Consider the following 21697-nt stretch of genomic DNA (forward strand, 5'->3'; position numbering starts at 1 on the left):
TATATACACAGACCTATTTAGTATATCTCATGAAGCTAAGATATCACTATCGAATCTATCCGACAGACCAACAAAAGAGGCTTTTGTCTCAATTGTTTGGGTGTTGTCGGGTGGTTTGGAATGATGCTTTAGCTCATTGCCAACAAGAGTATCGGGAGGGGAAGAAAAAACCAGATAGCAAGCAACTTTCTAGTCGGTTAACGAGCCTTAAAAAGACTGAAGAAAAGATTTGGTTAGGTGAGGTTTCTGCTGTTCCTTTGCAACAAAGTCTTAGGGATTTAGATGTAGCTTTTAAGAACTTTTTTAATTCCTGTACAGGAAAAAGAAAAGGCAAAAAGGTTAAACCTCCGAAGTTTAAAAGTCGTAAATCTAAACAATCTGCTAAATTTACTAATAATGGCTTTAAGGTTAACCAGCACAATGTCTACCTAGCTAAAATAGGTAAGTTAAAAATAATCTGGTCTAGAAAATTACCGTCTGAACCATTGTCTGTAACCGTAGTTAAAGACAGTGCTGATAGATATTTCTTGAGTTTTGTCTGTGAAGTTAATCCTATTCCATTAACACTTAATAATAACTCAATAGGAGTAGATTTAGGTATCATTGATTTTGCTACATTAAGTAATAGTGAAAAAATTAAAGCACCCAAACCTTTAAAATCTAACCTTAAGCGTTTAAGAAAGCTTCAAAGAAACCTATCACGCTCCCAGAAGGGGAGTAAAAGACGTGAAGTAGCTAGAAAAAAGGTAGCTAAATTACACGCAAAAATAACTGACATTAGAACTGATTTTCTGCATAAATTATCTACTAAACTAATTCAGGAAAACCAACTGATAGCTTTAGAAGATTTAAACGTTAGTGGAATGATTAAAAATCGTAAGCTTTTCCGTACTATTTCAGATCTGGGATGGCGTAGTTTTAGGACTATGCTAATAGCTAAAGGAGAAATGTATGGACGAGACGTTAGGGTAATTGACCGATGGGAACCTACTAGCCAAGTGTGTTCTTGTTGTGGTTTTAAAGGCGGTAAAAAAGAGTTAAATATCCGAGAATGGACGTGCTTAAATTGTGGCACAGTTCACGACCGTGATGTTAACGCTTCAAAAAATATTTTAAAAGTGGCCGGTGGGCAATCGGACACTAAAAATGGACGTGGAGGAAGACGTAAGACTACATCTTTAGTAGCAGTATCCTGTGAAGCGTCAACCACCCCTCAATACAAGCAACGAAAGCTTGTTCTAAGGGAATCCCCGCCGTTCTACGGCGCGGGTGGATGTCAATGACGGTATTTCTTTCTACTTTACAATATTTCGCCGTAGGTCGAGATATTGAAGCAGATACCTATGAACCCCATGATCGCTTGGTTATTCTCTTTAGTTTAGTCATTACGCTTTTGGGGACTGGAATTATTTATTTTGTTTGTATAAGTCCTTTGAATATTTTTGATAAAACATGAATACTTTTAACTATTAAATCTATGAATAAAGACTTATTTGCTACTGAAGCGATCGCTCAAATTCCTAAACTTTTAACTCTTCTTGATCGTAATCCTCATAGTCCTACTTATGGTTGTTTTGATCGGAATTTTTGGCAATATAAAATCATTGACTTTCCTAGTGGAATGTCTCAAGAATTTGTCTATCCCCTAGCATTAGCTTATCAGACAAATATTCCTAATAACCCTTTTTATGAACAACCAATTATTAAAAATTGGGTAGAAGCAGGAATTCTCTATGCTGCTGAAAGCGCACATTCTGATAGTTCTTGTGATGACTATTTTCCCTTTGAAAGAGCAGGAGGTGCTGCCGCTTTTTCTTTACTCGCTTTTCTCGAAAGTTATCAATTATTAAACTTAGATAATCAGGTAATTATTGATTTTTGTATTAAAAGGGCTGATTGGTTAGCTCATCATCAAGAAAGTGGTCGTTTAACTAATCATCAAGCTTTGATTGTTTTGTGTTTAGAATTGTTATCTAAATTGATTAAAACTGACCGATGGAATGAACAAAAAAAACGACGTTTAGAACAAGTTTTATCTTGGCAAAATACTGAAGGTTGGTTTCAAGAATATGAAGGATGTGATCCAGGTTATCATACTTTAACTATATCATGTTTAGCCCGAATTTATGAATTTAATCCTGAGAATACAAGGTTAAAAGATGCTATTGCTAAAGCAGTTATTTTAGCTTCTCAATTTGTTCATCCTGACGGTTCTTATGGAGGAGAATATACCAGTCGTAATACTTATAATTTCTTCCCTCATGGTTTTGAATTAGTGGGAAAATGGCTACCAGAAGCGTTAACTATTAATGATCAATTTCTCAAGGGATTAGAAAAGGGACTTGCTCCCTGTTATGCTGATGATCATATTATTGGTCATCATACTTGGAATTATTTATTAGCTTGGCGAGATTTTGTACCAGAAAGACCAGAAATTAAACCCCGTTTAACGGGACGTTTTCGCTTAGAGGAAGGGGGAATTATTATTGATCGTAGAGAAGATACAGAATTATATTTGGCCTTAAATAAAGGAGGAGTTTTCAAGCTTTTTCGTGAAGGAAAATTAATCTGTTCTGATACTCAATTTTCTTTGCAAATACAAGAAAAAAATAAGATTAAAAATGCGGTTGCCCATTTAGTTAGTAAACGTTATAAAATAGAAATAGAAGATGATAAAATCAGTATTCAAGGAGCATTAGGATGGGCAAAACAAAAACAAATGACTACTCTAAATTTAATAATTTTACGGGTAGTTATGTATAGTTTTGGGCGTTTCTTTCCTAATTTAATTCGGAAATTATTACAGAAGATTTTAATTACGGGCAAAAAAAATGCACCGTTTCAGTTTTACCGTGAACTATTATGGGAAGATGGAAAATGGAAAGTAATTGATAAAATTTCTGCTACTTCAGGAAATTGGGATGATATAAGATCAGCCGGAATTGGTTGTGATCAAACCTCAATTTATGTAGTAATGAGTCGTACTTTTCAACGGGGACAATTACAACCTTGGTTAGACTTAACTGAGCAAATTAAACAATTAAATATTAATGAATCTTTGGTTTTAGAACGAGATTTATAGGTAATATTTAGAAAAGAGGATATTTTTTATTATACGTATAGGGAGAAAAACTACGAAAACTGACAGTATTTTTTACCAACTATTTCAAACCTTACCTCAGGTTTTCTTTGAACTGATTAATTATCCCCCAGAAACGGCTAATCTTTATCAATTTTCTTCAGTAGAAGTCAAACAACTTGCTTTTCGTATTGATGGAGTATTTCTTCCCCAAGATATAACCCAACCTATTTATTTTTTAGAAGTACAATTTCAACCTGATGTCAACTTCTATGGTCGTTTTTTTAGCGAAATATTTCTCTATTTGAGTAAAACCAACTTAAGGAATAATTGGTATGGAGTCATTATTTATCCGAATAGAGGAGTTGAGACAGGAGACATCTCCCGTTATCAAGAATTACTCAAGAGTGATCGAGTTTCCCGTTTTTATCTGAACGAATTAGGAAATAAGAGACAAACCTCCATCGGATTAGCTACAATAAAATTAGTAGTAGAATCAGAAAAGCAAGCAATTGAACAGGGAAAACAATTAATTGAACGAGTCAGACAAGAATGGGAAAATGAAAGCAAAAGGGAGGAATTATTAAAACTAATCGAAACCATCTTAATCTATAAACTACCAAAAATGAAAAGAAAGGAGATAGAAACAATGTTTAGTTTAAGTGATTTGAAAGAAACCGAATTTTATAAAGAAGCTTTAGAGGAAGGAATTGAACAGGGAATTGAACGGGGAATTGAACGGGGAATTGAACGGGGAATTGAACGGGGAATTGAACAAGCTAAATTAGCATCTATTTCCAGAATGTTAAAATTAAGATTTCCCTTAGAAATTATTGCTGAATCTTTAGATTTATCTTTAGAAATTGTACAGCAAGAAGTAGATAAATTGAATAAATAGAGCAGAAAAAAGGAGAAAAACTACGAAAACTGACAGTATTTTTTACCAACTATTTCAAACCTTACCTCAGGTTTTCTTTGAACTGATTAATTATCCCCCAGAAACGGCTAATCTTTATCAATTTTCTTCAGTAGAAGTCAAACAACTTGCTTTTCGTATTGATGGAGTATTTCTTCCTCAAGATGTAACCCAACCTATTTACTTTTTAGAAGTACAATTTCAACCTGATGTCAACTTCTATGGTCGTTTTTTTAGCGAAATATTTCTCTATTTGAGTAAAACCAACTTAAGGAATAATTGGTATGGAGTCATTATTTATCCGAATAGAGGAGTTGAGACAGGAGACATCTCCCGTTATCAAGAATTACTCAAGGGTGATCGAGTTTCCCGTTTTTATCTGAACGAATTAGGAAATAAGAGACAAACCTCCATCGGATTAGCTACAATAAAATTAGTAGTAGAATCAGAAAAGCAAGCAATTGAACAGGGAAAACAATTAATTGAACGAGTCAGACAAGAATGGGAAAATGAAAGCAAAAGGGAGGAATTATTAAAACTAATCGAAACCATCTTAATCTATAAACTACCAAAAATGAAAAGAAAGGAGATAGAAACAATGTTTAGTTTAAGTGATTTGAAAGAAACCGAATTTTATAAAGAAGCTTTAGAGGAAGGAATTGAACAGGGAATTGAACGGGGAATTGAACGGGGAATTGAACGGGGAATTGAACAAGCTAAATTAGCATCTATTTCCAGGATGTTAAAATTAGGATTTCCCTTAGAAATTATTGCTGAATCTTTAGATTTATCTTTAGAAATTGTACAAAAAGAAGCAAAAAAAATGACATCATAATTGCGTATTAAAATAAAAATAATATATATAATTGGCATGACTCATCTACTTTAATTTATGATAAATTAATTCAGAAGCTAACTCAATTGCTGCTTTCATACTGGTAGCCCTAGCGATGCCTTTTCCCGCAATATCAAAGGCTGTTCCATGATCAGGAGAAGTGCGAATGAAGGGTAAACCAATCGTAGTATTAATTGCTTGATCAAACGCCATTAATTTAACGGGAATTAATCCTTGATCGTGATATAATGCCAAATAAGCATCGGCTGAATTATCTACTTTGTTACTACTATTATTAAGATTACCATACCAAGATTGAGCAGGTTTTATCCACATGGTATCAGGAGGAATTAACCCAACTAATTTAACATCATATCTCTGTTTTTGTTCCGTTTCTAACCAATCATTTAACCAGTCCTTTTCCTCCCTTCCTAACTGTCCTTGTTCCCCACTATGAGGATTTAAACCCGCGATCACAATTTGAGGATTTTTTATGTTAAAATATTGTTGTAAACAGTTAATTAATAAGTCTAATTTTAAGGACATTAACTGCGGATTTAAAGCAGCAGAAACTTCATTTAAAGGAATGTGAGTCGTCGCTAATAAAGTCCGTAAAGTCCAACCCGTATAAGGCGATCGCCCGACAAATAACATTCCAAACTTGTCGATCCCTGCAATTTGCCCTAATACCTCTGTTTGGCCCGGATAATTGTATCCTGCTGCCTTCCAACAAGATTTAGCAATAGGGGCAGTCACAATGCCCTGAAACGCGCCCCTAAGCGTACGGTTAATAGCTTCCTCTAAATAGGCAAAACTGGCTGCCCCACTCGCTGCATTGCCCCTACCTGTGATAATTTGACCTTGTGTTATCCTATCTAGGGGAATGTCTATCATCTCAAACCTATCGGGATCAGCCACTTCCCCAGTATGTCGTAAATGTTGGTAAGTTTGTTCAAATAGCGATCGCGTTCCAATCACTGTCAGATGACAAGTTTGGGTAATTATAGGATCTTTAAGGGCTTTTAGAAGTATTTCTGGGCCTATTCCGGCAGGATCGCCCATTGTTATAATTAAATTAGATGATTTCATTTCTTTTTGTTCCCTTCGTGTTTTACAATACGCAATAATGACTTAATTAAAGCTTAGAGTTTGTGAAATAATTATGCCAAACCAGGTAAGCTTACTGCTAGGCTAAAATAATTAAGGAATTATCTATCAACTTGGGAGAAAAGAAATGACTGCTGAAAGTATGATGTTTAATGGAGCAATTTTAATGAGTGTTCTCATTTTAGTGGGTTTAGCTTGGGGATTTCTTCTTCTCAAAATTCAAGGGGGAGAACCGGAATAAATTTTTAGTTACAATAAGAGAAAGGGTCAGAGGATTAGTTCTTTAGCTAATCTGATTCTTTCTCCCCTAATAAACCCTGATTTTTAAGGAGTTAATTTTATGACTACTACTCCTTCCCTAGAATTTTTCGTAGGCATTTCTGAAGATTTAAGTAACGTTAGTTTACGCCGTAGTAAAGAAACAGGAATCCGTAATGTTTTACTAATATTTGATAAATTAAAATCTCTGGAAAAATTCAAAAGTTTTACTGAACAAACTTACGGAGATTTACGTCTAATTGATTCAGAAGGCGAAATCAGTGTTACTCCTTCATCTTTAAGAATTATTTGGGGTGGAGATGAAGGAGATGACTTAAAACGGGTTGAATGTGGCTTTGAAATTCACGAAGATGACCACTGGGAACGTTTTATGCGCTTTATGAATCGTTATGCTGAGGCCAACGGTATGGGTTATCAAGACACCAAAGAATAATTAAATCAAATCACATGAAAATAGCAATTACTGGTGCAACAGGATTTGTCGGAACTCGATTAGTTGAGGTATTAAAACAACAAGGACATCAAGTTTTAGTCTTGACTCGTAATGTTAATTATGCTCAAAAAAAATATCCTGCTTCTCTATTTCCTAATGTCACTATTATGCCCTATCAACCAACAGAATCAGGGCCATGGCAAAAGGCTATTTCTGGGTGTGATGGAGTGGTTAATTTAGCAGGAGAACCCATTGCTGAACGCTGGACACCAGAACATAAAAAAGCTATTTTAGAAAGTCGTCAGTTAGGAACTAAAAAAATTGTCGAAGCGATCGCGCAAGCTGAGATTAAACCTTCTGTTTTAGTGAATCCCTCAGCTATTGGGTATTATGGGACTAGCGAGATTAAGATATTTGATGAAAATAGCCCTCCAGGAGAGGATTTTTTAGCCGAAGTTTGTCAAATATGGGAAACAGAAGCAAAACAAGTCAAACAGTTAGGAGTTCGCCTTATTATTTTACGATTGGGTATTGTTTTAGGGGATGGAGGGGCCTTAGCAAAAATGATTCCTCCCTTTAAATTATTTGCAGGAGGGCCCTTAGGAAATGGTCGTCAATGGTTTTCTTGGATTCATCTAGATGACCTGGTTAAATTAATCCTAGAAGGGTTAACTAAAAATAATCTAGAAGGAACCTTTAATGCAACAGCACCTAATCCCGTAAGAATGAGTCAATTGTGTACAGTGTTAGGGGAAGTGATGAATCGGCCATCTTGGTTGCCTGTTCCTGATTTTGCTTTAGAAGCGTTATTAGGAGAAGCATCAAAAGTAGTTTTAGAAGGACAACAAGTTTTACCAAATCAAACTCAATCTATGGGGTTTCAATATCAATATCCGACCTTAAAATTAGCGTTAACAGATATTCTTGAAAAGATGTAATTTTTGCAGGAATATTTTCTGAGCATTTTTTTGAACAGATGGACATGGCTTAAACTTTAAAAAAACATGAATGTCAGAAAAATTTAACACGAAAGAATGTGACTAATGTTACAGTTAAATTTTAATTAAGTTCTGAAACATTAGAGATTAAGTCACTTACACTAAAGAAAAAGAAGTGGTTTATATTGAGTCAAACCAAGAAAACCAAGGAAGATGGGCCAGAAAAGGGAGAAATTTTAACTTTTGCATAAAAACAGTGAAGAAGAACTTAAGGTTTACCCTTAACCAACCCATAACCCCTGAAAATACAAGCAAGGCTCTCTTTGACCTATAACTGATAGAAGGAAGGTTACGAATGATAAAAATTGCTGTTCCAAAAGAAAGTGAACTGGGAGAATTGAGAGTGGCTCTGGTTCCCGATACCGTCTCGCGCTTTGTTAAGCTGGGGTTTGAGGTATTGGTGCAAACTGGGGCAGGACTTGGGGCCCATTTTACGGATGCTGACTATGAACTAGCTGGGGCCACCATAATCAGTTCTCCGAGTCGATTATGGGGAGAAGCCGATCTATTACTCAAAGTTGGCCCTCCAGGGATACAGCATGGACAACCGGAAATGAATTGGCTCAAGGCAGGAAGCGTTCTCATTAGTTTTCTTGATCCCCTAGCTAACCCAGAACGTATTCAAGAATTAGCTCAACGCAAAATCACGGCTTTGAGCATGGAATTAATTCCCCGTAGCAGTCGCGCCCAAAGCATGGATGCGCTGTCTTCTCAAGCCAATATTGCTGGATATAAAGCAGCTTTAATTGCAGCAGCTTCCTTACCCAGATTATTCCCTATGATGACTACGGCGGCCGGAACTATTCCCCCCGCTAAAGTTTTAGTCATTGGTGCAGGTGTGGCCGGGTTACAAGCGATCGCCACGGCCCGTCGTTTAGGGGCAGTTGTAGAGGCATTTGATGTGCGTCCTGCGGTCAAAGAAGAGGTGCAAAGTGTGGGAGCTAAATTTATCGAAATTCCCATCGAAGAAGACACCGCAACCAATGGGGGTTATGCCAAAGAGGTCGGTCAAAGTACCCAAGAACGCATCCGTCAAGTGTTAACTGAACATGTTAAAAAAGCGGATGTGGTGATCACCACTGCTCAAGTTCAAGGAAAACGGGCCCCTCTGATTGTCACCGAAGAAATGGTAGGAGAGATGAAATTAGGCTCGGTCATTGTAGATATGGCGGCTGGACAAGGAGGCAACTGTGCTTGTACGGAACCGGGCAAAGATGTTTACTACAACGGTGTTACCATTATTGGCCCCTTAAACTTACCGTCTTCTGTTCCTATCGATGCGAGTCAAGTTTATGCCAAAAACTTACTAACTTTGGTGAAATATCTCGTCAAAGATGGAGAATTTAACTTTAATTTCGAGGATGACATCATTGATAGTACCTGTGTCACCTACGAGGGAGAAATTCGCCACGCCAAGGTTAAACAAGCCCTATCTACCTTAGTAGAAGCATAAAACAGTTAACAGTGATTTAACTGATAACTGGTCACTGGTAACTGGTCACTGAATAAGGAGTAATGTCATCCATGACCACTGGATTATTGATTGGTTTAGTCGTATTCGTTTTAGCCTCCTTTGTAGGGTTTGAGGTCATTAATAAAGTGCCTCCCACCCTTCATACTCCTCTGATGTCAGGGGCTAATGCTATTTCAGGTATTGCGGTCGTTGGGGCAATATTAATTGCTGGCCCCAGAGAATGGAATCTTACCGTTATTTTAGGCTTAATTGCGGTGGTATTGGCTACCGTTAACGTGGTCGGCGGCTTTTTAGTCACTGATCGTATGTTACAAATGTTCAAGAAAAAGGCGGCATAAACATGAACGATACTTTATGTAATGAGGCCCTGTCGGGTTTGACCACTGGCATCGAATTGACCTATTTAGTTGCTGCTGCCCTATTTATTGTGGGGTTAAAGCAACTGGGATCACCGGCCACGGCCCGTCAAGGTAATATTGTCGCGGCAGTGGGTATGCTTTTAGCCACGGTCGCTACCATGATTAATCTGTCTGTTCTCAATTATGAGATGATTTTGGTGGCGATTATTATCGGTTCCATTATTGGGGCTATCACCGCGCAAAAAGTAGCCATGACGGAAATGCCCCAAATGGTGGGTATTTTCAACGGATTAGGGGGTGCTGCTAGTGCTTTAGTTGCTGTTGGCGAATTCTGGCGTTTATTAGACACAGGGTCAACTATTCCCATTGATGCAACTTTAGTGGCTATTTTAGGGGTATTTATCGGTGGTGTCACCTTAACGGGTAGTTTACTAGCTTTTGCTAAGTTACAAGGCTTAGTAAGCGGTTCTCCTGTGACTTTCCCCCTACAACAACCTTTCAATATTTTTCTGTTTCTGTCTTTCATTGCGGGCAGTGTTTATCTATTCTTCAACCCGGTTAACCCACTTCTTTTCTTGGCATTAACGGTTGTTTCTCTGGTCTTTGGGGTATTATTCGTCCTGCCTATTGGTGGTGGCGATATGCCTGTAGTTATCTCCCTCTTAAACAGTTTTTCTGGTTTAGCAGCCAGTGCGGCCGGGTTCATCTTAATGAACAATATGTTGATCGTGGCTGGTGCATTAGTGGGAGCATCGGGTATCATCTTAACCCAAATCATGTGTAAAGCCATGAACCGTTCCTTAGTCAGCGTTCTCTTTGGGGCGTTTGGTAGTGCTGGCGGTACGGTAGTTGGTGGTTCCGGTACGGCCACTGATAAAGTAGTCCACTCTATCGATACAGAAGAAGGGGCGATGATGTTGGGTTATGCCCGTTCTGTGGTCATTGTACCCGGATACGGTATGGCGGTAGCGCAAGCGCAACATACGGTCAGAGAATTGGCTAGTCAACTTGAAAAAATGGGCGTAGAGGTTAAATATGCCATTCATCCAGTGGCGGGACGGATGCCTGGACACATGAATGTGTTATTGGCTGAAGCGAACGTTCCCTACAACCAATTGTATGACATGGACGACATCAACCCTCAATTTGAGCAGACTGATGTAGCCTTGATTATTGGGGCAAATGATGTGGTTAACCCGGCGGCCCGTCATGATCAAAGCAGTCCTATCTATGGAATGCCTATCTTAGAAGTAGATAAAGCTCATCATACTATTGTCATTAAACGGGGTATGAGTGCAGGTTTTGCGGGTGTAGAAAATGAATTATTCTACGATGATAAAACCATGATGCTCTTTGGTAGCGCGCAAGATGTTGTCTCTAAATTAGTGGCTGAAGTTAAACAATTATAATTGTTTAACTTCAGTTTAATCTTGATATATACCTCCCTGTTTGATGAATGGGGGGGTATAATTATAGAAAGAATTACTTCTCAAAGGGATTGACTATTTAATATAAACATAATCTTACCTAAAAAATAAGGGTGAGCAATGCTCACCCTACTAAAAGAATTTATTAATTAATAGAATTAGATAGCTTTGGCATAATTTTCTGCTACAAAGTCCCAATTTATTAAGCTACTAACAAAAGTATCCATGTAAGCAGGACGCTTATTTTGGTAATCTAAATAATAGGCGTGTTCCCAAACATCCATTGTTAATAAGGGAATTTGTCCGGCAGTCATAGGGTTGTCTGCATTAGGGGTTTTGGTAACTTTTAGAGTACCATTATCTAATACTAACCAAGCCCAACCACTACCAAATTGAGTAGTACCTGCACTTTTGAAGGCTTCAACAAACTTTTCAAAGCTACCAAAATCCTCATTAATTTTAGCAGCTAATGGGCCGGTGGGAGTGCCACCACCACTAGGTTTGATACAATTCCAATAAAAAGAATGATTCCACGCTTGGGCAGCATTATTAAATAGTCCTTGTTTAGAAGCATCACCGGCAATATGTTTGATAACTTCTTCAAGGGATTTATTATCTAAATCAGTCCCTTTAACTGCATTATTGTAGTTAGTGACGTAAGCTGCATGGTGCTTATCGTGATGGAATTCTAAGGTACTTTTAGAAATATGGGGTTCTAATGCAGTATAGTCGTAAGGTAATGCAGGAAGTTCGTAAGCCATGGGTGTTCAATCCTCTGTCGATTGCTTCGATGAATCATTATTTATTAAGTATGTTTGTCATTGCTCAGACTGTTAACTATGAATACGGTCTGATGCTGATGCAATAAAACTTAATACTTAGATCTTAGCTTAAAACGTTACCGAATCCAAATTAAGTAAATATACTCTCTAGATTTTGGTGTTTATCCTTACATTTGATTGATTTTTTCACAGAACCAATCTTCATCTAACAATTGTTGTATTGTATAGGGGCATTCTTGGGGGAAAGTATCTAATCCCGATTTAACTGAAACATATTTACGTGCTTTCTTATAAATAATAGAAAGATTCTCCTCAAGATAATTATAGAAATTCGTTGTCATACGTCTATTAATTTGAGTACGAAAACCGATCACTTCTGCACACCAGTTTCGATAATTTCTTTCATTCTCATTATGCCAATATTCTATCATCAGCAAATGACGAATTATCTGTTCTAATAGACTTTCTATTTTATGCTTTTTTTCACTTCCCAAATCATCTAACTCCTCAATTAAATTTTCTAAATCCAATTCATTAAACCTTTTTTCTCTTAACAATTTTACGATTTCTCTGATCCATAGATAATCGTCAATTTCATACAATTCTTTGAGATTATGTACCGTTGATAGATTCATAATTGCCTTACCGTTATTCTTGACTTTCCCTAAAACCATTATAGCTCATTCCATAAGTATTCTTTTTACATAGTTAATAGCTGTTTGAGTATTAACTGCTACTGTCACTAAATTAGGTGATAATTGTTTAAAGAATTGTTGACTTTCTGAGTGTTCACTTAATAAGATAACAGGTGTATTATTTTTCAATGCTAAAGCTATTTCTGATGCAGTTCCCAACCCCATTCCACAAGCAATTATAACATCAGAAGATAAAACATTAATATTATTTCGAGCATTTCCTAAATCAGTCACAATAGCAATATCAATAAACTCAGATATATTTTTAGTATTATTATTTGGTAAAATTCCAATTGTTAAACCCCCGAATTCTTTAGCCCCTTTACTTGCTGCATCCATTACTCCTACATTGCGGCCACCTGTTAATAATATCCATCCTTCTTGAGCAATTAATTTTCCTAATTCGTAGGCGTTTTTAATGTCTGTATCTGTGCCTAATTCTCCTGGCCCCATGACTCCAATAATCCTTTTTTTCATGATTTATTTTGTCTCCTTTTTTAATATAAAAAGTAAGGGCAACGTCTTTTTTGATTGTATTTAAAAAGAAAGATCGCCCAAGTTTTCAGAAACTTTTCTATCCTTATCTTTTTTAATTTTCTCTAAAAAATTTGGATAATTATCCAGATCTTCTATGGAATCTAGGGGCGGATTATTTATCCAGTTTTTTTCCTTATCAACTCGATCAACAAAAGTATAAAACGCTTCGTTATCTTCTCGATGAGATAAGATATATTGTCTCAACTTTTTGAGATTCATAGTGTTAAAATTAGGTTCAGTCATCAGCATACCTCCAATTACCATTAGGATAAATTTCAATTAAAATTTCTTCGCCAGCAATAAAAATAATGTATCCCGTGCGTTCATCTAGACGAATTAAATAGATAGGCAAATATAATTTAGTTGCCCAAACACACAACCGATAACATTGCCAAACTTGTGCTTGTGTAGGAATAATTTAAACTCCTAAAAAAAATGATCCTTGTACCCTCAAAGTATATCAAATTTTCAAAAAGCGTCAACCAACCCTAACACCCCTTTCCAAGAAACTTAACAAAACCCTCCACACCGTTACAGAATAAACTTGATACCCTTAAGAGTGATACCCTAGACAGTTTCCATCGCAACAGCAAGAAGTACATAGCAGGAGAATCACAGCAATGTTAGAAAACTATCACAAACACGCAGCAGAAAGAGCAAAACTTGCTATTCCTCCCCTCCCCTTAACCGCAGAACAAACATCGCAACTATGCGAAATGTTAAAAAATCCCCCCAAAGATCTCAAAGAAGAACTTTTGATGTTATTACAGGATAGAATTCCTCCTGGTGTGGATGAAGCAGCATATGTTAAAGCAGGGTTTTTAACGGGTATTGCTAAGGGTGAGATAACTTGTCCCCTCATCTGTCGTCAAGGGGCCGTAGACCTCCTAGGAACCATGATGGGAGGCTATAACGTACAATCTTTAGTAGACTTACTCAAATCTTTTGATAGTACACTAGCATCTACCGCAGCGATCGCATTAAGCAAAACCCTGTTAGTTTTTGATGTTTTCAATGAGGTTTTAGAATTATCTGAAACTAACCCCCATGCAAAACAAGTTGTTGACGCATGGGCCAATGCTGACTGGTTTATCAGTAAACCCAAAGTACCCGAAAGCATTATCGTTACCGTCTTTAAAGTACCTGGGGAAACCAACACCGATGACCTATCCCCTGCCCCCCATGCTACCACAAGACCGGATATTCCCCTTCATGCCTTAGTAATGTTAGAATCGTCCATGCCTGATGGACTCAAAACTATTGCCAGACTCAAAGAAAAGGGTTATCCTGTCGCTTATGTGGGGGATGTAGTGGGGACTGGTTCCTCCCGTAAATCTGCTATCAACTCGGTTTTATGGCACATTGGCAATGATATTCCTTTTGTCCCTAATAAACGGTCTGGAGGCTACATTTTAGGCGGAAAAATCGCCCCTATTTTCTTCAATACTGCTGAAGACTCCGGTGCATTTCCCATCGAATGCGATGTCTCGGAGATGGAAACGGGTGACGTGATCATCATTTATCCCTACAAAGGGGAAATCACTAATGAAGCAGGAGAATTAATTGCCACCTTCACCACTAAACCTGACACTATTCTAGACGAAGTTCGGGCCGGTGGACGCATTCCCTTACTCATTGGACGGGGTTTAACCGATAAAACCCGTCACGCTCTAGGATTAGAACCTAGCACGATATTTGTCCGTCCTGCAACCCCTGAAGATACCCATAAAGGATTTACTTTAGCGCAAAAAATGGTCGGTAAAGCTTGCAGTTTACCAGGGGTCAGACCAGGGACTTCTTGCGAACCCATTATGACTACGGTTGGTTCCCAGGATACCACAGGCCCCATGACCCGTGACGAATTAAAAGAACTTGCTTGTTTAGGGTTCAATGCAGACTTCACCTTACAAAGTTTCTGTCATACTGCTGCTTATCCCAAACCTATAGACATCAAAACTCATCATGAGTTACCTGACTTCTTTTCGACTCGTGGAGGGGTAGCATTGCGTCCTGGGGATGGTATCATCCACTCTTGGTTAAACCGGATGTTATTACCCGATACGGTAGGGACTGGGGGTGACTCTCATACCCGTTTCCCCTTGGGTATTTCCTTCCCCGCAGGTTCCGGTTTAGTCGCATTTGCCGCAGCATTAGGGGTTATGCCCTTAGATATGCCAGAATCAGTATTAGTCAAGTTTACTGGAGAATTACAACCTGGGGTGACATTAAGAGATATTGTTAATGCTATTCCTTGGGTTGCCATGCAACAAGGTAAATTAACTGTTGCTAAAGAAAACAAAATTAATGTTTTCAATGGCCGTATTATGGAGATGGAAGGGTTGCCAGATTTAAAAGTTGAACAAGCTTTTGAATTAACCGATGCAACAGCAGAAAGGTCTTGTGCAGGGTCTACTATTAAGTTAGGAAAAGAGACTATTGCGGAATATTTGCAGTCAAATATTGCCCTAATCAAAAATATGGTGGCACGAGGATATAAAGATTCTCGAACTTTGATGCGTCGTGCGGCAAAAATGGAACAATGGTTAAAAAATCCCGTATTGATGGAAGGAGATGAAACCGCAGAATATGCAGACATCATCGAAATCAATTTAAGCGAGATCAAAGAACCAATTGTTGCTGCACCAAATGATCCTGATAATGTTAAATTGATGTCTGAATGTGCAGGAGACAAAGTTGATGAAGTCTTCATCGGTTCCTGTATGACGAATATTGGACATTATCGCGCTGCTGCCAAAATTTTAGAAGGGGCCGGACGCATTAAATCTGTTTTATGGATATGTCCCCCAACCCGAATGGATGAAAAACAGCTACGAGAAGAAGGCGTTTATGGTACTTTTGCCGCATCTGGTGCGCGAACAGAAATGCCTGGATGTTCCCTATGTATGGGCAACCAAGCGCGTGTAGAAGACAATGCGACGGTATTTTCTACCTCTACCCGCAACTTTAATAATCGTATGGGTAAAGGGGCCAGAGTTTACCTCGGTTCTGCGGAATTAGCTGCCGTTTGTGCGCTATTAGGAAAAATCCCAACAGTTGAGGAATATATGGCCATTGTTACCCAAAAAATTGACCCCTTTGCAGGTGAATTGTACCGTTATTTAAACTTCAATGAAATTGAAGGATTTGAAGATGAAGGACGGGTTATTCCCTTAGAAGAAATGCCCAAGATTGAGGATATTTTAGGCATTCCTGCGGGAGTTTTAAGTTAAGATAGTAGGGTGGGCATTGCCCACCTAATGATCCAATTATAAGGAGGATAATGCCAGCAAAAGATATTTACCATAATGCCGTTAAAAATGCTTTAATTAAGGATGGTTGGACAATTACGGCTGATCCTTACAGAATTAAATACAAAGATGCTGAATTATTTGCTGATTTGGCCATAGAAAAGCCCATTGCTGCTGAACGGAATGGAGGTAAAATAGTTGTTGAAATCAAAAGCTTTTTAAGTCCCTCACCAATGAGAGATTTTGAGATTGCTTTAGGCCAATACATTTTATATCGGAACTTCATCAAGCTTACTGAACCAGAATATCAAATTTATCTAGCTATTAAGGACAGTATTTATGAGAACTTTTTTCAAAGAGATTCCATCAAAGATATTACAGAAATAAACCAATTACTTTTAATTGTTGTTGACATGGAACAAGAGGAGATTTTACAATGGATAAACTAGAAAAGTACCGTCAATCTATCAAGAAAGTTCTAACAGAATATCATGAATGGGTTTCAGGTTCATCCAATCTAAATAGAGAAAGTTGTCTTATATTTGATGAAGTTCATGATCAATATATGTGGCTTTTGATGGGTTGGGAAGGTAATAAAAAAATCAGAAATATTCAGGTTCATATACGCATTAAAAATGATAAAATTTATATTGAAGAAGACTGGACAGAAGAAGGTATTGCCAATGAGTTATTAAGGGAAGGTGTTCCCAAAGAAGATATTGTTTTAGCATTTCATGATCCCGAAACTCGTAAATATACAGAATTTGCAACATTTTAAAATTGTTGCTAAAATTGAGGTAATAGCAGATAATTTACAAGGAGATGTTAAAAAATCAACCAATTTTTCACAAAAGTATCGGTTACGAGTCGGTAATTATCAAGTATTATTTTATATTGAAGATGATACTTTAATAATTTATCGAGTCAAACATCGGCAAAATGCCTATAATTAAATTAAGGAGATAGACATGATTGAATTACACCCTGAATTTTTAACTAAGAATGGTAAAAAAGAATTTGCTGTTTTATCTTATGAGGAATTTCTGAAAATTCAAGAGTTATTAGAAGATTTAGAGGATTTAGAAGATTTAAGCAAGGCAAAAGATGAGGAGAAAGATAGTCCATCTTATTCATTAGATGAAGTTAAGAAAATGTTTAATCAAGATCATCCTATGGAATTAGCAGAAAAACTAATAAATGAAAATAAATCTAATGGTCGAAAAATGGCAGAAGCATTAAGAAAAATCTCAAAAAACAATACTTTTTCTGAAGTTGATCCTCAACAATGGCAACAAGAAATCCGCCAGGATCGTCCCCTTCCCAATAGAGACTAAATCATGTTACTTGACAGTAATATTATTATCTATGCAGCAAAAATAGAAAATGAATTTTTAAGAGAGTTTATTGCAGAGAATAGTCCTTGTGTTTCTGCACTTTCTTATATTGAAGTCTTAGGTTATCATAAATTAGATGATGAGGATAAAAACTATTTTGGGCAGTTTTTTAATGCGTCTCAAATTTTACCAATTTCTCAAGCTATCATTAATCAAGCAGTCAGACTAAAACAAATTAGAAAGATGTCTCTAGGAGATTCTATCATTGCTGGAACAGCTTTAGTTTATAATTTAACTATTGTCACTAGGAATGTTGCTGATTTTAGGTGGATTAGTGAATTAAAAATATTTAATCCTTTTGATAATTATAAAAACAAGTAATTTAATTTGAATCAAGATGAAATTAACCAATAAAAGTATTAAACATTATCTTAATTAACTAAGGAGGCGATCGCTTATAATATATCTATCATCAAAAACTACTAGAAATAAGGTAATGCCGGCAAAAGACATCTACCATGAGGGATTTAAAAATGCTTTAATTAAGGAGGGTTGGCAGATCATTCGTGATCCTTATACGATTAGATATGAGGGACTCAAACTATTTGCTGATCTTAAAGGAAAAAAGTTGTTTTCTGCACAAAAAGAAGACACTGACATTGTTGTTGAAATTAAAAGTTTTTTAAGTCTTTCCCTGATTCATGAATTTCAGTGTGCTTTAGGGCAATATATTTTATATCGCACCCTATTATCTCAAATCAATCCTGATTGTCATCTTTACCTAGCGATTGAACAAGAAGTCTATGAAACTTTCTTTCAACAAAAAGGTGTTAAACTGGTCACAGAGCAGTATCAAATTTTACTAATTGTTATTAATATTTATGAGGAGAAAGTGATTAAATGGATAAATTAAGTCATTATCGCTCACTTGTCAAAAAAATTTTAACAGAATATGATCAAATTGCTAGTCAAACCCCTAATATATCTGGGGTTGATACTGTATTAGCTTTTGATGAAGAAAGAGATCAATATCTGTGGTTTGATGTAGGGTGGCATGAACGAAAACGAGTTAAAGCAATTTCTGTTTATGTTAGGATTAAAAACGATAAAATTTATGTTGAGGAAGATTGGACTGAGGAAGGTATTGCTACTGAATTATTAAGAGAAGGAGTCCCCAAAGAAGATATTGTTTTAGCATTTCATGATCCCGAAACTCGTAAATATACTGAATTTGCTATTGCTTAAAATCTCAAACAATCAATAGTGTTATCCTAGAAACTAAAATAAGGCCGTTAATTATGATTGAACTACATCCTGAATTTTTAAGCAAAAATGGCAAAAAAGAATTTGCTGTTTTAACTTATGAGGAATTTCTGAAAATTCAAGAAATATTAGAAAATTTAGAGGACTTAGAAGATTTGAGAAAAGCTAAAGAAGAAGAAAAAGACGTTCCAACTTATTCTTTAGATGAAGTTAAAAAGATGCAACAAAAAGCCTCATCTGATTGGCAAATAGCTATTAATAAGATTAGCAAACAAGATAAGACAAAACAACAAGAAAAAATGAAGCAAATATTTGAGTCATGGGATAAATGGGACGATGAACAAGAACAAAAAGAAACCTTATCAATTATTCAATCTTTAGAAACAGTTTCTATCTAAAAATTATGATAAAAGTCATTATTCTTGATTCTACACCAGTGGGATTAATTACTAATCCTAAAGCGAGTATATTGGCAAAAGATTGTCAAAAATGGTTTAATACGCTATTTGAGAGAGGATATGAGGTAATATTGTCAGAAATTGTTGATTATGAAATTAGACGAGAACTATTAAGAGCTAATAAAATATCAGGAATTAAGAAACTTAATCAGCTTAAATCTGAACTAATTTATCTTCCTATTACGACTGAGGTAATGTTAAAAGCAGCAGATTTATGGGCTAAAGCAAGACAAAAAGGTAAACCCACTGCTGATAATAAAGCGTTAGATGGTGATGTTATTTTAGCTGCTCAAGCACTTTTATTAAAAGATAATAAATATGAGGTCATTATTGCAACAAGTAACACGAAGCACCTTTCTATATTTGTTGACGCTAGAGAATGGCAAGATATATAATTTGGATTCATTTATAAGTGATTTAGAAACTTTATCTTAATATAATTCATATTTTAATAAAGTACAAGCAATTGAACCATTATAAACAGGAAGACGACGAGAAGTTCTCAAACCAATTTGCTTAGATAATTCTTTATTTCCCGTTAAAACATAAGCTGTCCAACCTTTAAATTTTTGTTTAAAAACATCCCCTAATAACTTATATAATTCTCCTAATTCTTGAGAATTACCAAGACGTTTACCATAGGGAGGATTACAAACTATAATTCCTTGATCGGTGGGAGGTTCAACATCTTCTAATTCTATTTGACTAAATTCAATTTGATGATTAACATAACAATTTCTCGCATTTGTTTTAGCTTGTTTGATAATATCAAAATCTTGATCACTGCCAAAAATCGGGGCTTTTAGATTAGTTAATTGTTGCTGTTCTGCCTCTTGAATTATTTTCTCATACAAAGTTTGATCAAAGTCTTGCCAATTCTCAAAACTAAATTGTTTATGATATAAACCAGGGGCAATATTTAACCCCTGTAATGCTGCTTCTATGGGTAAAATTCCTGAGCCACACATAGGGTCTAAAAAGGGAATATTCGGTTCCCAATTAGCCATTTTTAATAAAGCTGCGGCTAAGGTTTCTTTTAGAGGAGCTAACCCCATAGCCGGACGATAGCCTCTTTTATGTAGACTCTCTCCCGTACTATCTAAACTAATTATACAATGATTGTCTTTAATATGAGCATTGATTAAAATATTAGGATTCTTGACATCAATATCAGACCTTTCTTGAAATACTTGATACTGATAATCTACAATTGCTTGTTTAATTTGTAATGCGGTAAAATGAGTATGATTCAAATTTTGATTGTTGCCTGTACAATTAACGGCAAAAGTTTGATCAGGCTGTAAATAATTAGACCAATCTATTTGTTGAACATTGTCATATAATTGAGTGGAATCATCACTATCAACCGTTTCAATGGGAACTAAAACTCTAAAAATGATTCTTGACCATAAATTAACCCGATAGAGTAATTCTTTATCTCCTTGAAAATGAACCCCAGTAAAATCAGGAATCACCTCTTTTGCGCCTAAATCTTCTAATTCTTTAGCTGCAATTTCTTCTAAACCTCTGGCCACAGTCGCAAAATAAGTATTAGTCATGAATTAAATAAAAATTGTTGCTGTACTTCCCACATTTTACCATTATGAATCAATAAAGTCAGTCGCTCAACAGAAAATTCAAAATATAATTCTTTTGTCTGAAATTCTGTCCAAGCTTGATGAAAATTAGGTTTAGTTAAATCTCGGAAAGCCACCGTTAAATGAGGGGTATAGGGACGACTTTTAGATACAGGATCAATAATTTGTAATTCTGACTCCAGATGAAACATTAAATCTTTTTGCATCAATAGTAAATCAGGCATTTTTAAAACATTCATATAAATAACACGAGGTTTAAATGCGGCAAAACCATCTAATGTTAAGGACAGAGTATATTGAGTCTGAGAGAATTTTTGTAATTGTTCCTCTAAATTAGATAAATTACTGAATTCCCATTCAAAGGGAGGCTGTAAAGTAATATGAGGAGGAGATTTAAGAGCAGCTTTGCTCTGATAAACTTCAGCAAAATAGTGTTGAATTTTGCTGGCTATTTCTTGCACTTCTTGAGGAGGCAGTAAGGCAATAAAAAATCGTCTTTTTGAATAGTCCATAAAATTGTATCGTGAGAGTATATTAATTAATGAGTGAAAATGAGGTATAATATAGATTGAATTCTGAGTAACTCCCTTATTTAGTTATGCCTTGGTTTGTTAAGATTGAACGAGGAATTGTTGATAAAACTACTTTTGATCGCTATGTTTCGGCTCATCAAGAGTATGTCAGAAATCTCATTGCTAAAGGACATCAAGCTAAGACAGGATATTGGGGGGATTTTGGGGGAGGAATGTTACTCTTTCAGGCGGATTCTTTAGAGGATGCTAAAACAATTGTGGCACAAGATCCTTTAATTTTCAATCATTGTGTGGAATATGAGTTGCATGAATGGTGTATTGTCGTAATGGACTGACACAACT

General features: G+C 36.2%; 28 protein-coding genes and 2 pseudogenes. 22 read left to right on the plus strand and 8 right to left on the minus strand.

Going from position 1 to position 21697, the window contains the following annotated elements:
- Window positions 1-29 precede the first annotated feature (29 nt).
- From AsFPU1_RS09540 to AsFPU1_RS09555, 5 genes are all read left to right on the plus strand, one after another.
- Window positions 30-1283: an RNA-guided endonuclease InsQ/TnpB family protein gene (locus AsFPU1_RS09540; RefSeq protein ID WP_125061090.1), complete on the plus strand. Its 1254-nt coding sequence runs from the start codon at window positions 30-32 to the stop codon at window positions 1281-1283.
- Window positions 1280-1456, plus strand: a complete 177-nt coding sequence (locus AsFPU1_RS22585; protein WP_227873546.1) for a hypothetical protein — start codon at window positions 1280-1282, stop codon at window positions 1454-1456. Before AsFPU1_RS09540 ends, AsFPU1_RS22585 begins: the two co-directional genes overlap by 4 nt.
- Before the next feature lie 21 nt (window positions 1457-1477).
- Entirely contained in the window at window positions 1478-3082 is a 1605-nt protein-coding gene (locus AsFPU1_RS09545) for a hypothetical protein (protein WP_124975429.1), read from the plus strand.
- A gap of 67 nt (window positions 3083-3149) precedes the next feature.
- A complete protein-coding gene (locus AsFPU1_RS09550) occupies window positions 3150-3977 on the plus strand; it encodes an Rpn family recombination-promoting nuclease/putative transposase (protein ID WP_368665971.1) in 828 nt (275 codons plus the stop codon).
- Between the two features lie 37 nt (window positions 3978-4014).
- Window positions 4015-4830 (plus strand): Rpn family recombination-promoting nuclease/putative transposase, encoded by an 816-nt coding sequence (locus tag AsFPU1_RS09555; protein WP_368665972.1) that lies wholly within the window; start codon window positions 4015-4017, stop codon window positions 4828-4830.
- Window positions 4831-4875: 45 nt separating this feature from the next.
- Here AsFPU1_RS09555 and pdxA read toward each other — a convergent pair whose 3' ends face one another.
- Entirely contained in the window at window positions 4876-5919 is a 1044-nt protein-coding gene (gene pdxA, locus AsFPU1_RS09560; protein ID WP_124975435.1) for a 4-hydroxythreonine-4-phosphate dehydrogenase PdxA, read from the minus strand.
- A gap of 145 nt (window positions 5920-6064) precedes the next feature.
- On the opposite strand from pdxA, the gene petM reads away from it, so the two are divergent.
- The 6 genes from petM to AsFPU1_RS09590 all read left to right on the plus strand — a co-directional run bounded on the left by petM (window position 6065) and on the right by AsFPU1_RS09590 (window position 10889).
- Window positions 6065-6178 (plus strand): cytochrome b6-f complex subunit PetM, encoded by a 114-nt coding sequence (petM, locus tag AsFPU1_RS09565; RefSeq protein ID WP_124975437.1) that lies wholly within the window; start codon window positions 6065-6067, stop codon window positions 6176-6178.
- A 99-nt stretch (window positions 6179-6277) separates the two neighbouring features.
- Window positions 6278-6649, plus strand: coding sequence for a photosystem II reaction center protein Psb28 (gene psb28 / locus AsFPU1_RS09570; RefSeq protein WP_124975439.1), 372 nt, complete (start codon window positions 6278-6280; stop codon window positions 6647-6649).
- A gap of 14 nt (window positions 6650-6663) precedes the next feature.
- Window positions 6664-7587, plus strand: a complete 924-nt coding sequence (thyD, locus tag AsFPU1_RS09575; RefSeq protein WP_124975441.1) for a thylakoid membrane protein ThyD — start codon at window positions 6664-6666, stop codon at window positions 7585-7587.
- Between the two features lie 355 nt (window positions 7588-7942).
- Window positions 7943-9100 carry a Re/Si-specific NAD(P)(+) transhydrogenase subunit alpha gene (locus tag AsFPU1_RS09580; RefSeq protein WP_124975443.1) on the plus strand — a complete coding sequence of 386 codons (1158 nt, stop codon included), beginning with the start codon at window positions 7943-7945 and terminating at the stop codon, window positions 9098-9100.
- 71 nt (window positions 9101-9171) lie between these two features.
- Window positions 9172-9459 (plus strand): NAD(P) transhydrogenase subunit alpha part 2, encoded by a 288-nt coding sequence (locus tag AsFPU1_RS09585; protein WP_124975445.1) that lies wholly within the window; start codon window positions 9172-9174, stop codon window positions 9457-9459.
- Window positions 9460-9461: 2 nt separating this feature from the next.
- On the plus strand, window positions 9462-10889 hold the full coding sequence (locus tag AsFPU1_RS09590; RefSeq protein WP_124975447.1) for an NAD(P)(+) transhydrogenase (Re/Si-specific) subunit beta: 1428 nt from the start codon (window positions 9462-9464) through the stop codon (window positions 10887-10889).
- 176 nt (window positions 10890-11065) lie between these two features.
- Here the strand turns inward: AsFPU1_RS09590 and AsFPU1_RS09595 are convergent, their stop codons facing one another.
- From AsFPU1_RS09595 to AsFPU1_RS23530, 5 genes are all read right to left on the minus strand, one after another.
- Window positions 11066-11668 (minus strand): superoxide dismutase, encoded by a 603-nt coding sequence (locus AsFPU1_RS09595; RefSeq protein ID WP_124975449.1) that lies wholly within the window; start codon window positions 11666-11668, stop codon window positions 11066-11068.
- A 188-nt stretch (window positions 11669-11856) separates the two neighbouring features.
- Complete coding sequence (locus AsFPU1_RS09600) at window positions 11857-12324, minus strand: DUF29 domain-containing protein (RefSeq protein WP_125061091.1); 468 nt, start codon at window positions 12322-12324, stop codon at window positions 11857-11859.
- Between the two features lie 45 nt (window positions 12325-12369).
- On the minus strand, window positions 12370-12861 hold the full coding sequence (locus tag AsFPU1_RS09605; RefSeq protein ID WP_172957558.1) for a TIGR00725 family protein: 492 nt from the start codon (window positions 12859-12861) through the stop codon (window positions 12370-12372).
- A gap of 60 nt (window positions 12862-12921) precedes the next feature.
- On the minus strand, window positions 12922-13164 hold the full coding sequence (locus AsFPU1_RS09610; RefSeq protein WP_124977046.1) for a DUF6887 family protein: 243 nt from the start codon (window positions 13162-13164) through the stop codon (window positions 12922-12924).
- Entirely contained in the window at window positions 13157-13339 is a 183-nt protein-coding gene (locus AsFPU1_RS23530; protein ID WP_438357534.1) for a DUF6888 family protein, read from the minus strand. The genes AsFPU1_RS09610 and AsFPU1_RS23530 overlap by 8 nt, the downstream gene beginning before the upstream one ends.
- A gap of 202 nt (window positions 13340-13541) precedes the next feature.
- Here AsFPU1_RS23530 and acnB point away from each other — a divergent pair, with 202 nt between their 5' ends.
- The 10 genes and pseudogenes from acnB (at window position 13542) to AsFPU1_RS09665 (ending at window position 19619) form a co-directional block, all read left to right on the plus strand.
- Entirely contained in the window at window positions 13542-16151 is a 2610-nt protein-coding gene (gene acnB / locus AsFPU1_RS09620) for a bifunctional aconitate hydratase 2/2-methylisocitrate dehydratase (RefSeq protein ID WP_124977050.1), read from the plus strand.
- A gap of 50 nt (window positions 16152-16201) precedes the next feature.
- The gene (locus AsFPU1_RS09625; protein WP_124977052.1) at window positions 16202-16618 is read left to right on the plus strand and encodes a XisH family protein; all 417 of its coding nucleotides are present in this window, start codon (window positions 16202-16204) and stop codon (window positions 16616-16618) included.
- Complete coding sequence (locus AsFPU1_RS09630) at window positions 16606-16947, plus strand: XisI protein (protein ID WP_124977054.1); 342 nt, start codon at window positions 16606-16608, stop codon at window positions 16945-16947. Before AsFPU1_RS09625 ends, AsFPU1_RS09630 begins: the two co-directional genes overlap by 13 nt.
- On the plus strand, window positions 16934-17122 hold the full coding sequence (locus tag AsFPU1_RS09635; protein ID WP_227873604.1) for a type II toxin-antitoxin system RelE family toxin: 189 nt from the start codon (window positions 16934-16936) through the stop codon (window positions 17120-17122). The genes AsFPU1_RS09630 and AsFPU1_RS09635 overlap by 14 nt, the downstream gene beginning before the upstream one ends.
- 15 nt (window positions 17123-17137) lie before the next feature.
- A pseudogene (locus tag AsFPU1_RS23415) lies at window positions 17138-17335 on the plus strand (type II toxin-antitoxin system Phd/YefM family antitoxin); the annotation flags it as partial.
- Window positions 17336-17506: 171 nt separating this feature from the next.
- The gene (locus AsFPU1_RS09645; protein ID WP_124977060.1) at window positions 17507-17884 is read left to right on the plus strand and encodes a type II toxin-antitoxin system VapC family toxin; all 378 of its coding nucleotides are present in this window, start codon (window positions 17507-17509) and stop codon (window positions 17882-17884) included.
- Window positions 17885-17999: 115 nt separating this feature from the next.
- Window positions 18000-18416 carry a XisH family protein gene (locus AsFPU1_RS09650; protein WP_124977062.1) on the plus strand — a complete coding sequence of 139 codons (417 nt, stop codon included), beginning with the start codon at window positions 18000-18002 and terminating at the stop codon, window positions 18414-18416.
- Window positions 18404-18748 (plus strand): XisI protein, encoded by a 345-nt coding sequence (locus AsFPU1_RS09655; protein WP_124977064.1) that lies wholly within the window; start codon window positions 18404-18406, stop codon window positions 18746-18748. Before AsFPU1_RS09650 ends, AsFPU1_RS09655 begins: the two co-directional genes overlap by 13 nt.
- Before the next feature lie 53 nt (window positions 18749-18801).
- A pseudogene (locus tag AsFPU1_RS23420) lies at window positions 18802-18987 on the plus strand (type II toxin-antitoxin system Phd/YefM family antitoxin); the annotation flags it as partial.
- A 182-nt stretch (window positions 18988-19169) separates the two neighbouring features.
- Complete coding sequence (locus AsFPU1_RS09665) at window positions 19170-19619, plus strand: type II toxin-antitoxin system VapC family toxin (RefSeq protein WP_124977068.1); 450 nt, start codon at window positions 19170-19172, stop codon at window positions 19617-19619.
- Window positions 19620-19655: 36 nt separating this feature from the next.
- Here the strand turns inward: AsFPU1_RS09665 and AsFPU1_RS09670 are convergent, their stop codons facing one another.
- Window positions 19656-20783: a THUMP domain-containing class I SAM-dependent RNA methyltransferase gene (locus AsFPU1_RS09670; RefSeq protein ID WP_124977070.1), complete on the minus strand. Its 1128-nt coding sequence runs from the start codon at window positions 20781-20783 to the stop codon at window positions 19656-19658.
- Window positions 20780-21334 carry a 2'-5' RNA ligase family protein gene (locus AsFPU1_RS09675; protein WP_124977072.1) on the minus strand — a complete coding sequence of 185 codons (555 nt, stop codon included), beginning with the start codon at window positions 21332-21334 and terminating at the stop codon, window positions 20780-20782. The genes AsFPU1_RS09670 and AsFPU1_RS09675 overlap by 4 nt, the downstream gene beginning before the upstream one ends.
- 86 nt (window positions 21335-21420) lie before the next feature.
- Between AsFPU1_RS09675 and AsFPU1_RS09680 the strand changes: the two genes are divergently transcribed.
- The gene (locus AsFPU1_RS09680; protein WP_124977074.1) at window positions 21421-21690 is read left to right on the plus strand and encodes a YciI family protein; all 270 of its coding nucleotides are present in this window, start codon (window positions 21421-21423) and stop codon (window positions 21688-21690) included.
- Window positions 21691-21697: the final 7 nt, after the last annotated feature.

Source organism: Aphanothece sacrum FPU1 (genome assembly GCF_003864295.1).
Lineage (GTDB): Bacteria > Cyanobacteriota > Cyanobacteriia > Cyanobacteriales > Microcystaceae > Aphanothece_B > Aphanothece_B sacrum.

Coding starts and splice junctions, on each gene's coding strand:
- acnB (WP_124977050.1), top strand. CDS start 13,542: ATGTTAGAAAACTATCACAAACACGCAGCAGAAAGAGCAAAACTTGCT.
- psb28 (WP_124975439.1), top strand. CDS start 6,278: ATGACTACTACTCCTTCCCTAGAATTTTTCGTAGGCATTTCTGAAGAT.
- AsFPU1_RS09585 (WP_124975445.1), top strand. CDS start 9,172: ATGACCACTGGATTATTGATTGGTTTAGTCGTATTCGTTTTAGCCTCC.
- thyD (WP_124975441.1), top strand. CDS start 6,664: ATGAAAATAGCAATTACTGGTGCAACAGGATTTGTCGGAACTCGATTA.
- AsFPU1_RS09605 (WP_172957558.1), bottom strand. CDS start 12,861: ATGAAAAAAAGGATTATTGGAGTCATGGGGCCAGGAGAATTAGGCACA.
- AsFPU1_RS09625 (WP_124977052.1), top strand. CDS start 16,202: ATGCCAGCAAAAGATATTTACCATAATGCCGTTAAAAATGCTTTAATT.
- pdxA (WP_124975435.1), bottom strand. CDS start 5,919: ATGAAATCATCTAATTTAATTATAACAATGGGCGATCCTGCCGGAATA.
- petM (WP_124975437.1), top strand. CDS start 6,065: ATGACTGCTGAAAGTATGATGTTTAATGGAGCAATTTTAATGAGTGTT.
- AsFPU1_RS09675 (WP_124977072.1), bottom strand. CDS start 21,334: ATGGACTATTCAAAAAGACGATTTTTTATTGCCTTACTGCCTCCTCAA.
- AsFPU1_RS09600 (WP_125061091.1), bottom strand. CDS start 12,324: ATGAATCTATCAACGGTACATAATCTCAAAGAATTGTATGAAATTGAC.
- AsFPU1_RS09595 (WP_124975449.1), bottom strand. CDS start 11,668: ATGGCTTACGAACTTCCTGCATTACCTTACGACTATACTGCATTAGAA.
- AsFPU1_RS09540 (WP_125061090.1), top strand. CDS start 30: ATGAAGCTAAGATATCACTATCGAATCTATCCGACAGACCAACAAAAG.
- AsFPU1_RS09670 (WP_124977070.1), bottom strand. CDS start 20,783: ATGACTAATACTTATTTTGCGACTGTGGCCAGAGGTTTAGAAGAAATT.
- AsFPU1_RS09630 (WP_124977054.1), top strand. CDS start 16,606: ATGGATAAACTAGAAAAGTACCGTCAATCTATCAAGAAAGTTCTAACA.
- AsFPU1_RS09580 (WP_124975443.1), top strand. CDS start 7,943: ATGATAAAAATTGCTGTTCCAAAAGAAAGTGAACTGGGAGAATTGAGA.
- AsFPU1_RS09545 (WP_124975429.1), top strand. CDS start 1,478: ATGAATAAAGACTTATTTGCTACTGAAGCGATCGCTCAAATTCCTAAA.
- AsFPU1_RS09665 (WP_124977068.1), top strand. CDS start 19,170: ATGATAAAAGTCATTATTCTTGATTCTACACCAGTGGGATTAATTACT.
- AsFPU1_RS22585 (WP_227873546.1), top strand. CDS start 1,280: ATGACGGTATTTCTTTCTACTTTACAATATTTCGCCGTAGGTCGAGAT.
- AsFPU1_RS09655 (WP_124977064.1), top strand. CDS start 18,404: ATGGATAAATTAAGTCATTATCGCTCACTTGTCAAAAAAATTTTAACA.
- AsFPU1_RS09590 (WP_124975447.1), top strand. CDS start 9,462: ATGAACGATACTTTATGTAATGAGGCCCTGTCGGGTTTGACCACTGGC.
- AsFPU1_RS09610 (WP_124977046.1), bottom strand. CDS start 13,164: ATGACTGAACCTAATTTTAACACTATGAATCTCAAAAAGTTGAGACAA.
- AsFPU1_RS09645 (WP_124977060.1), top strand. CDS start 17,507: ATGTTACTTGACAGTAATATTATTATCTATGCAGCAAAAATAGAAAAT.
- AsFPU1_RS09680 (WP_124977074.1), top strand. CDS start 21,421: ATGCCTTGGTTTGTTAAGATTGAACGAGGAATTGTTGATAAAACTACT.
- AsFPU1_RS09650 (WP_124977062.1), top strand. CDS start 18,000: ATGCCGGCAAAAGACATCTACCATGAGGGATTTAAAAATGCTTTAATT.